The following is a 9,529-nucleotide window of genomic DNA, read 5'->3' on the forward strand; positions in this document are numbered from 1 at the left end:
CCACCCTGCAGATGGACGACGGCGATCTCGACGCCGCCAGGCAGCTGCTGCCGATCCTCGAGCGCAAGGCGGGGCGCATTCTGGCCAACGGCTGGCCCACCGGGGTCGAGGTGTGTCACGCCATGGTCCACGGCGGCCCGTTCCCGGCCACCTCGGATGCCCGCACCACCTCGGTGGGCAGCGCGGCGATCTTCCGCTTCCTGCGCCCGGTGTGCTACCAGGCATTGCCGCAGGGCCTGCTGCCCGAGCCGCTGCGCGACGGCAACCCCTGGGGCGTGAGCCGACTCGTAGACGGCAAGCGCGAGCCGTAGCGTTTCCCTCTCTCTCCTATTCTCCCTGGAACCATTGGCGGCCTCAGGCCGCCTTTTTCATGCCCTGACGGCCTGGCGCCAGCGTGACAACGTCCGGTTGGCAAGCCGTTACAACTGCGCCATACTTGACCGAACATCAGGCTAGCAGCCTGTCATACAGGTATGAGTGCCATGCGACTGCAGCACAAGACCGCGCTGATCACCGCCGCCGGCCAGGGCATCGGTCGTGCCACGGCCCTGCGCTTCGCCGCCGAGGGAGCACGTGTCATCGCTACCGACATCGATGCCGACAAGCTGCGCGATCTCGGGGATACGCCCGGCATCGAGGCGCGCCGTCTGGACGTGCTCGATGCCGAGGCCGTCACGGCCCTGGCCAAGGAACTTGCATCGCTGAACGTGCTCTTCAACTGCGCCGGCTACGTGGCCAGCGGCGCGCTGCTGGAGGTCAGCGATGCCGACTGGGAGCGCTCGCTGGCTCTCAACGTCACCGCCATGCTGCGCCTGACCCGTACCCTGCTGCCGACCATGATCGCGGGCGGCGGCGGCAGCATCATCAACATGGCCTCGGTGGCCTCCAGCCTCACCGGCGTGCCCAACCGCTGCGCCTACGGCACCACCAAGGCCGCGGTGCTCGGCCTGACCAAGTCGATCGCCGCCGACTACATCGACCGCGGCATCCGCTGCAACGCCATCTGCCCCGGCACGGTTGACTCCCCTTCCCTGCGCCAGCGCATCCGAGAACAGGCCGAGCGCCAGGGGCGCCCCGAGGCGGAGGTGCACGCCGAGTTTCTCGCCCGCCAACCCCTGGGGCGACTCGGCACGGCCGAGGAGATCGCTGCCCTGGCCACCTATCTGGCCGCCGACGAGTCGGCCTATACCACCGGCACCGCCCAGGTCATCGACGGCGGCTGGCTCATCTGACGGAGGAGAACTCGATGAAACTGCTGCGCTTCGGCCCCCGGGGCCACGAGAAGCCCGGGCTGCTCGACGCACAGGGCGTGATCCGCGACCTTTCGGCCCACCTGACCGACCTCGACGGCGCCCATCTGGGGCGCGACACCCTGGCCCGGCTGGCCGAGCTCGATCCCGCACGGCTGCCGGCAGTGGATGCCGACACCCGACTCGGCCCCTGCGTGGGCCGTGTGGGCAAGTTCATCTGCATCGGCCTCAACTACTCCGACCACGCCGCCGAGACCGGCGCCGAGGTACCGCCGGAGCCGGTGCTCTTCGCCAAGTGGACCAGCGCCATCTGCGGCCCCAACGACGATGTGATCATTCCCCGCGACTCGCGCAAGACCGACTGGGAGGTGGAGCTCGGCGTGGTGATCGGCAAGAGCGCACGCTACGTGGACGAGGCCGACGCCATGGAGCACGTGGCGGGTTACTGCGTGGTCAACGACGTCTCCGAGCGGGAGTTCCAGCTCGAACGCAGCGGCACCTGGGACAAGGGCAAGGGTTGCGACACCTTCGGCCCGCTCGGCCCCTGGCTGGTGACGCCGGACGAAATCAGCGATCCCCATGCGCTCGACCTCTGGCTCGAGGTGGATGGCTACCGCTACCAGGACGGCAATACCCGCACCATGGTCTATCGGATCCCCTTCCTGATCAGCTACCTGAGCCGCTTCATGAGCCTGCAGCCGGGCGACGTCATCTCCACCGGCACCCCGCCCGGGGTGGGTATGGGCCAGACGCCGCCGGTCTATCTGAAGCCGGGCCAGCGGATGCGCCTGGGCATCGAGGGGCTCGGCGAGCAGCACCAGCACGTGATCGCCGAGCCGCAATGAAGAGACGCAGCCAAGCCGCCGTAAGGAGCACCGCCCCATGACCACCCAGATCCTGGCCAACGACCGCGGCCACCTCGACAGCCTGCGCGTTCATCACGCCGACAACGTGCGCGTGGCCCTCAAGGACCTGCCCGCCGGTCACGCGGTGGACGATGGCGAGCGGCGCCTGCACCTGGCCGAAGCCATTCGCCACAAGCACAAGTTCGCCCTGCACGACCTGGCCCCCGACGACGCGGTGATCATGTACGGCGTCACCGTGGGTCGCGCCACCCGCCCCATTCCGGCGGGAGCCGCCATCACCACCGACAACACCGCCCACAGCACCGCCACCAGCGTGCCCCAGGCCCGCCGCGGCGAGTGGCAGGCACCGGACGTCGCGGCCTTCGCCGGGGCGACCTTCGACGGCTACCATCGCCCGAACGGCCAGGTGGGCACCGCCAATGTCTGGCTGGTGGTGCCGCTGGTGTTCTGCGAGAACCGCAACATAGAGGTGCTGCGCCAGTGCGTCGCCGATGCCCTGGGCGAGGACCCCTATCGCGACTACAAGCGCATGGCCCGGGAGCTGCTGCATGGCAGCAGCGGGACGGCAGCGGTCGAACCGCCCGCCGAACGCCTCTTCCCCAATGTCGACGGCGTGCGCTTCCTGACCCATACCCTGGGCTGCGGCGGCACCGACGACGATGCCCTTGCGCTGTGCCGCCTGCTGGCGGGGTATATCTGCCACCCCAACGTGGCCGGCGCTACGGTGCTCAGCCTCGGCTGTCAGAAGGCGCAGATCGAGATGCTGCAAACCGCCGTGGCCGAGCGCGACCCGCGTGGACTGCGCCCGGTGCACTACCTGGAACAGCAGGGGAGCCAGAGTGAGGAGGCGCTGATTCGCGAAGCGCTGACCACCATCTTCGACGGCTTGAGCGAGGCCAACCGCACACCGCGCACACCGGCGCCGCTCTCGGCGTTGACCCTGGGCGTGGAGTGCGGCGGCTCCGATGGCTTTTCCGGGCTCTCCGCCAACCCCCTGGTGGGAGCGGTGGTCGACCGCCTGGTGGCGCTGGGCGGCAGCGGTATCCTGAGTGAGTTTCCCGAACTGTGCGGGGTGGAACACGAGCTGATCGCCCGCTGCCGCGACGACGCCGTGGCCGAGCGCTTTCGCACGCTGATGGAGGCGTACCAGCGTCATGCCGCCCGGGTCGGCGCCGATTTCTCGATGAACCCCTCCCCCGGCAACATCCGCGACGGCCTGATCACCGATGCCATGAAATCGGCGGGGGCCGCCAAGAAGGGCGGCGACAGCCCGGTGGTGGACGTGCTCGACTACGCCGAGCCGCACACCCGGGCAGGGCTGAGCCTGCTCTGCACCCCGGGCAACGACGTGGAGTCGACCACTGCCCTGGCCGGCTCCGGGGCCAACCTGATCCTGTTCACCACCGGCCTCGGTACACCCACCGGCAACCCCGTGACCCCGGTGCTCAAGATCTCCAGCAACAGCGAACTGGCCGCACGCATGAGCGACGTCATCGACTTCGACGCCGGCCCCATCATCCGCGGCGAGGTGAGCATCGACGAACTCGCCGAGCGGCTGCTAAGGCTGTGCCTCGACACCGCCTCGGGGCGCTACCTGCCCCGCGCGGTGGAGCTGGCGCAGTATGATTTCATTCCCTGGAAGCGCGGCGTCTCTTTATAGTGGTCAACGTGGCTGCGCTCGACGAGGGGCGCCGGGGACAGGTCGAAGAGTAGGTCTTTTGCCATGGGTGAGGGGCATTGCTCCGAACGGGCTGGCCATGGATGGCCAGCACCGGTCCTGCAAGCGGAGCAGGATGCGAGAGCGCAGCAGGGCAAAAGTAGCGCCCAAGGATGAGTTCACAGCGCCTCGTCGACGGTCCGGCGCCCCGGGACCTGTCGACGGATCAGCCCGAGTCAACTTGCAGCTGATCGCTACTCCGAAAGGCGCTTTTTGAGCTTCATATAGGTGCCGTAATGGCGATCGAGGTGGCGCCGCATGGCCGCCTCGGCGGCGTCGGGGTCGCGGGACTCGATGGCCTCGACGATCTCGATGTGGGCCGTCATTGCGGCCTTGTCCTCGTCCTTCTGCTGCAGCACCTGGGCGCGGCGGTCGTCGAGCCATTCGGAGAGCGCCACGTGAATGGCGTCGAAGATGGGGTTGCGGGCGATGCTTGCCAGCACGCCGTGGAAATCGTTGTCGGAGCGCTTGAAGCGCGCCTCGTCGCCCACGGCCTCGCGGTTGTCCTGCAGCGCCGCGCGCAGGTTCGCCAGGTCCTCGTCGCTGGCGTGGCGAGCGGCGTAGCGGGCCAGGGAAATCTCGAACAGGGCACGCGCCTCCTGGAAGTACTGCTGGCCGTCGGGCTTGGCCAGCAGCTGGCGGGTAACCCCGGAAAGACGCGCCATGACCGATTCGGCAGTGGGGCGGATGACCCTGGCCCGGGTGCCGCTGTTGATGGCGATCAGGCCCAGCTGCTGCAGATGGAAGAGCGCCTCGCGCACCGCCGGGCGGCCCACGCCGAACTGCTCCATCAGCTCGCGCTCCGAGGGCAGCTGATCGTTCTCGCTCAGTCGGCCCTCGAGGATATCCGCCTCGAGCTGCTCGGCGACCTGCTCCGAGAGCGTCTTGCGCTCAATCCGGTATCGGCTCATGGGCTGGGGCTCCTGTCAGTCACGATTGTTGCGGCTATCTTACTGCATCGCCGCGTCAGATGCGCTCAGCTCAGCGGTCGCAGCGGCGGCACGTCCAGCCGCTCGGCCAGCTCGGCGTAGGCAGCCTGATTGGCACTGTCGAGGGGAATGCCCCGGGCGTCGCGCTGCGCCTGACAGCCCCATTCCCGCTCGCCGGGCACCAGCACCTCGCAGCCGTTGCGCCCCGGCTGGGCACGCAGGTCATCGAGGTAGCGCCGCAGGCAGGCGGAGAAGGGGTCGCCGGGCGCGAAGGCGTCGGGCTTGAGCGCCATGACGAAGTGGGCGACGCCGCGCGGGGTGGCCATGTCGGGTCCGCCCATGGGCAGCAATCGATAGCCGTGCTGCATGCCGGCGAGCATCGAGCTGAGCACCTCCACCATGCCGCCGAGGCCGGCCCCCTTGAAGCCGAAGTCGCTGCCGCCCAGGGGCAGCAGTGCCGCCACCTCGCCCGGCGTGCGGGTGACGCGCCCCTCGGCATCGGCGGCCACCTGGTCGGGTAGCTCGCGGCCGATGGCGCCGTACTGCTGCACGCGGTTCCAGGGGATGGCACTGGTCGCCATGTCCAGCAGGTAGGGCGACTCCCCCGCCACCGGCGCGGCAAAGGCGATGGGGTTGGTGCCGTGGAACGGGCGGCTACCCTGGTGCAGCAGCACGAAGGGGTCGGAATTGCACGTCACCAGCCCGATCAAGCCACGCTCCGCCGCCGCCAGGGCATAGCAGCCCGCCGCGCCGAAGTGGGAGGCGTTGCCCACCGCCACCGCGCCCATACCGACCTGTTCGGCCATCTCGGCGGCATGCGCCATGGCGGTGTAGGCGGCCAGGTGGCCGAGGCCATGGTCGGCGTCGAGGTAGCCGGTGGCGGGCAGCCGACGCTCGAAGCGCATCTCGGGCGCGCCCTTGAGACGGCCGCCCTGCAGCGCCTGCACGTAGTGCGGCAAGAGCCGCAGGCCGTGGCTGTCGGTGCCCATCCGTGAGGCGGTGACAAGCGCGCGGGTCGCGGCGCCGGCCGAGGCCTCATCGGCGCCGGCACGTGCCAGCGCCGCCAGCATGAAGCGCTCCAGCTCCTCGCGTGCCACTCGATAGTCCGTTGCATCTCCCATCGTTTACCTTCCTTAGCGGATAGTCGTTCAGCGGTAGACCAGCGTCGGCAGCCACATGGAAATGGCCGGCACGAAGGTCACCAGCAGCAGGCACAGCACCAGCGGGATGAGGAACGGAATCGTCCCGCGCATGCAGCGCTCGAAGCTGACGTTGGAGACCCGCGACAGCACGTAGAGCACCATGCCTACCGGCGGCGTCAGCAGGCCGATCATCAGGTTCAACACCATGATCACCCCGAAGTGCACCGGGTCGACGCCCACGGCAACGGCCAGCGGCAGCAGCACCGGCACCAGAATGGTGATGGCAGCGATGGTCTCCATGAAGCAGCCGACGATGATCAGTACCAGGTTGGTCATCATCAGCACCACCACCTTGCTGTCGGAAAAGGGCCCCATCAGGGCGATCACGTGCTGGGTGACCTGATTGCTGGTGAGAATCCAGGCGAAGATGGAGGCGGCGGCAACGATGAACAGGATCACCGCCGTGGTCTCGATGGTCTCCATGCTTACCTTGATCAACTTGCGCCAGGTCAGGGTGCGATAGACCACCACGCCCAGAAACAGCGCATAGAATACGGCGGCAACGGCGGCTTCGGTGGGGGTGAAGGCACCGGTGATGATCCCGCCCACGATGATCACGGGGGTCATCAGCGAAAGCACTGCCCGGCCGAAGGTGTGGCCCAGTACGCGTAAGGAGAAGGTGGTGTCGCGCTGATAGCCGCGACGGCGGGCGATGAAGAAGATCATCACCATCAGCATGACGCCCATGAGCAGGCCCGGCAACAGCCCAGCGGCGAACAGCTGCCCCACCGAGGCCGATGCCATGACCCCGTAGATCACCATGGGCAGACTGGGCGGAATGATCGGCCCGATGGTAGACGATGCCGCGGTGATACCGACGGCGAACTCCTCGTCGTAGCCCGCATCCTTCATGGCCTTCACCTCGATCATGCCGAGGCCGCCTGCATCGGCCACCGCCGCGCCGGACATCCCCGAAAAGACGATGCTCGCCCCCACGTTGACGTGGCCGAGCCCTCCGCGCATCCAGCCCATCAGCGCCTTGGCGAAGTTGAAGATGCGCTCGGTGATGCCAGCGTTGTTCATCAGGCTGCCGGCAAAGATGAAGAAGGGAATCGCCAGCAGCGGAAAGCTGTCGATGCCGTTGATCATGCGATGCGCCACGACGATGTCCGGCACCTGCCCCGAGATCAGCACGAACAGCAGACAGGAGCCCGCCAGGCTGATGGCGATCGGCATTCCCAGCACCAGCATGGTGAACAGCGAGAAGAACAGAAAGGAGAGGTAATGGCCCATTACGGCCAGAATCACGCACCCCAGCACGGCCAGCGCCGAGAGCGTGGGGGTGACGATGGGCTTGTGCCAGCGCATCACAGAGAGTCGAGCCATGCGTAGCCTCGCGAAAAGAGGGTCTTGTTGTCGTCAATGCGAATCGGAAGGCGCGGGGCGGCGCGAGACCTGGCGACGCTCCGCCAGGACACGGCTCACCAGACGCTGTAATCCTCTTACCGCCATCAGTACGAAGGCCGCACAAACGGCGTAATAAAGTACGCTCTTGGGCACGTCCACGGAGATCATCATGCCGCCGGTGCGGCCAGCGAGCTTGAACGTGATCCAGGCGAGCATGGTGTAAAACGCGATACTGGCGATCTCGACCGCGACGTTGAGCAGCCGCGACAGCCAGCCGGGCATGTAGTGGTAGAAGAATTCCACCATGATGTGGGTGCCGCGACGAACCGCCATGACGCTGCCGATGAAGCCCACCAGGATCAGCAGGTAGCGAGCGATCTCCTCGGTCCAGGTCGTGGAATCGCCCAGCACGTAGCGGGTGAAGAACTGCAGAAAAACGACGAAGATCAGCGCCCAGAACACCGCCAGGGTGACGTAATCCTCCACGGCATAATCGCAAAAGCGAAAGTCGTCGTCATCGAACGCCACGTTGAAATCGATCTCGGGCTCGACGGGCGGGGAGGACGGTGCCTTGGGAGACGGGTTGCGAGACATGGATCATACCTCCTGACCGGCCCCACGCCTGATGGCATGGGGCCGGGGCGAGATGAATACGCAGGGAGCCCTGGCCGCTATTGGCCGATGGCCTGCAACCGCTCGTAGGTCTCCTCGTCCCAAGTCGCGGCATCGCCCAGATGATGCGGTATGACGACCTCACGGAAGGGCGCGCGGTCGACCTGGTTGACCGTGGTGCCCTGCTCCTCGAACCATGCCACCAGCTCCTGCTCGGCCTGGACGATCTCCTCGGTGTTGTTGCGCGCCGCCTCCTCGAACACCTCACGGAAGATCTCGCGATCCTCTTCGGAGAGCTGGTTCCAGCGCGGTCCGCCAACGATTGTGATCAGCGAATCGGTAATGTGGCCGGTCAGGTTGATGTAATCCTGCACCTCATGGAACGCCTTGGCCCGGATGGTTGGAAGCGGGTTCTCCTGGGCATCCACCACGCCCTGCTGCAGGGCCAGATAGACCTCGTCGAAGGCGATCGGTGTCGGGTTGGCGCCCGCGGCGCGGGGGAACATCATGTAGAGCGGTGCATTGGGCACGCGTATGCGCAGGTTGCGCATGTCATCGGGCGTATTGATCGCCTTGTTGGCGGTCACGTGGCGCTCGCCGTAGTAGTTGAGCGCGAGAGGCACGTTGCCGGTGGCATTCTGATAACCATCGGCGATCTCCTGGAACAGGTCGCTGTCCGCGTAGGCCTGCCAATGATCGAAATCGCGGAACATGTAGGCGGCACCGGCAATGCCGATGGGCCCATAGGAGCGGCCCGCGAACTGCGTGCCGGTATAGATGACGTCGATGGTACCGAGCTGGAGCCCCTCGTTGATGTCCTCCTCCTTGCCCAGCGAAGAGGCCGGATGTACCTGCATCGTGTAGCGACCTTCGGTTCGCTGCTCGATTTCGTCGGCCGCCCACAGCGCCCACTTGTGGAATGGCTCTGAGGTTTCGTAGACATGGGCGAATCGCAGGCTCTGCTGGGCATTCGCCCCCAAGCTGATGCCGGCCGCCGCTAGGGCGATGGCGGTCATGCGCAGGAACTTAAACTGGCGTTGGCGCTTGTGGCTCATCTTGTTCTCCTTACAACCTGTCGGATTATTCTGTTTGTCGATTTAGGGTGCAGGCCTATGGGCAGCGCAGCGGTATCGAATCGGGCCGAAGCACGCTGGCGGGCGTTCGGCCTGATCGGAAGATTGTCTTGCTGTATACGTATCATACCACCCAACTCAAACTTAGACGTTCGCCTGCGCCCATGCAACCGTTATCGCACGGGCAGGAGAGTTAAGCTCAAGTCTTGTGTATGGAGGGAAGTCGAGAGGGTGACGTATCCTGCTGATTGATCACGCCAGATCACAACCAGCATAGGATGGATACGCCATGAGCAATTCTACTCTCCAAGCCGTGACGCAGCCAGACGCCGGCGCTACTGATCCGTTGCATGAGTTGCTGCGCAAAGGGGCCCGAGACCTGATCGCCAAGGCCGTGGAGGCGGAGTTGAGTACGTTCTTGGAGCTATATGCCGACAAGACGCTGGAAGACGGCCGTCGAGCCGTCGTCCGCAACGGCTACCTGCCGGAGCGCACCGTGCAGACCGGTATCGGCGATGTCGAGATCAAGGTGC

General features: G+C 66.3%; 8 protein-coding genes and 2 pseudogenes. 5 read left to right on the plus strand and 5 right to left on the minus strand.

Annotated features, from left to right (window positions below; all coding sequences use genetic code 11):
• From C4S71_RS22020 to C4S71_RS22035, 4 genes and pseudogenes are all read left to right on the plus strand, one after another.
• Positions 1 to 311, plus strand: a pseudogene (locus C4S71_RS22020) (aldehyde dehydrogenase (NADP(+))); the annotation flags it as partial.
• Positions 312 to 482: 171 nt separating this feature from the next.
• On the plus strand, positions 483 to 1,232 hold the full coding sequence (locus C4S71_RS22025; protein ID WP_086509100.1) for an SDR family oxidoreductase: 750 nt from the start codon (positions 483 to 485) through the stop codon (positions 1,230 to 1,232).
• A gap of 14 nt (positions 1,233 to 1,246) precedes the next feature.
• Entirely contained in the window at positions 1,247 to 2,095 is an 849-nt protein-coding gene (locus C4S71_RS22030) for a fumarylacetoacetate hydrolase family protein (protein WP_086509099.1), read from the plus strand.
• A 37-nt stretch (positions 2,096 to 2,132) separates the two neighbouring features.
• Positions 2,133 to 3,776: a UxaA family hydrolase gene (locus tag C4S71_RS22035; RefSeq protein ID WP_103970570.1), complete on the plus strand. Its 1,644-nt coding sequence runs from the start codon at positions 2,133 to 2,135 to the stop codon at positions 3,774 to 3,776.
• 251 nt (positions 3,777 to 4,027) lie between these two features.
• Here the strand turns inward: C4S71_RS22035 and nanR are convergent, their stop codons facing one another.
• The 5 genes from nanR to C4S71_RS22060 form a co-directional block, all read right to left on the minus strand.
• Positions 4,028 to 4,744, minus strand: a complete 717-nt coding sequence (gene nanR, locus C4S71_RS22040; RefSeq protein WP_103970571.1) for a transcriptional regulator NanR — start codon at positions 4,742 to 4,744, stop codon at positions 4,028 to 4,030.
• A gap of 65 nt (positions 4,745 to 4,809) precedes the next feature.
• Complete coding sequence (locus C4S71_RS22045; protein WP_103970572.1) at positions 4,810 to 5,883, minus strand: Ldh family oxidoreductase; 1,074 nt, start codon at positions 5,881 to 5,883, stop codon at positions 4,810 to 4,812.
• Positions 5,884 to 5,910: 27 nt separating this feature from the next.
• Complete coding sequence (locus C4S71_RS22050; RefSeq protein ID WP_086509096.1) at positions 5,911 to 7,290, minus strand: TRAP transporter large permease; 1,380 nt, start codon at positions 7,288 to 7,290, stop codon at positions 5,911 to 5,913.
• Between the two features lie 33 nt (positions 7,291 to 7,323).
• Entirely contained in the window at positions 7,324 to 7,905 is a 582-nt protein-coding gene (locus tag C4S71_RS22055; RefSeq protein ID WP_103970573.1) for a TRAP transporter small permease, read from the minus strand.
• A 77-nt stretch (positions 7,906 to 7,982) separates the two neighbouring features.
• A complete protein-coding gene (locus C4S71_RS22060) occupies positions 7,983 to 8,978 on the minus strand; it encodes a sialic acid TRAP transporter substrate-binding protein SiaP (protein WP_103970574.1) in 996 nt (331 codons plus the stop codon).
• Between the two features lie 307 nt (positions 8,979 to 9,285).
• Between C4S71_RS22060 and C4S71_RS22065 the strand changes: the two are divergent.
• A pseudogene (locus tag C4S71_RS22065) lies at positions 9,286 to 9,529 on the plus strand (IS256 family transposase); the annotation flags it as partial.

The sequence above is a fragment of the Billgrantia desiderata genome, assembly GCF_900108215.1.
Taxonomy (GTDB): Bacteria; Pseudomonadota; Gammaproteobacteria; order Pseudomonadales; family Halomonadaceae; genus Halomonas; species Halomonas desiderata.

Excerpts from the sequence above, each read along its gene's own strand:
- C4S71_RS22025 (WP_086509100.1), top strand. The coding sequence starts at position 483 with ATGCGACTGCAGCACAAGACCGCGCTGATCACCGCCGCCGGCCAGGGC.
- C4S71_RS22030 (WP_086509099.1), top strand. The coding sequence starts at position 1,247 with ATGAAACTGCTGCGCTTCGGCCCCCGGGGCCACGAGAAGCCCGGGCTG.
- C4S71_RS22035 (WP_103970570.1), top strand. The coding sequence starts at position 2,133 with ATGACCACCCAGATCCTGGCCAACGACCGCGGCCACCTCGACAGCCTG.
- nanR (WP_103970571.1), bottom strand. The coding sequence starts at position 4,744 with ATGAGCCGATACCGGATTGAGCGCAAGACGCTCTCGGAGCAGGTCGCC.
- C4S71_RS22045 (WP_103970572.1), bottom strand. The coding sequence starts at position 5,883 with ATGGGAGATGCAACGGACTATCGAGTGGCACGCGAGGAGCTGGAGCGC.
- C4S71_RS22050 (WP_086509096.1), bottom strand. The coding sequence starts at position 7,290 with ATGGCTCGACTCTCTGTGATGCGCTGGCACAAGCCCATCGTCACCCCC.
- C4S71_RS22055 (WP_103970573.1), bottom strand. The coding sequence starts at position 7,905 with ATGTCTCGCAACCCGTCTCCCAAGGCACCGTCCTCCCCGCCCGTCGAG.
- C4S71_RS22060 (WP_103970574.1), bottom strand. The coding sequence starts at position 8,978 with ATGAGCCACAAGCGCCAACGCCAGTTTAAGTTCCTGCGCATGACCGCC.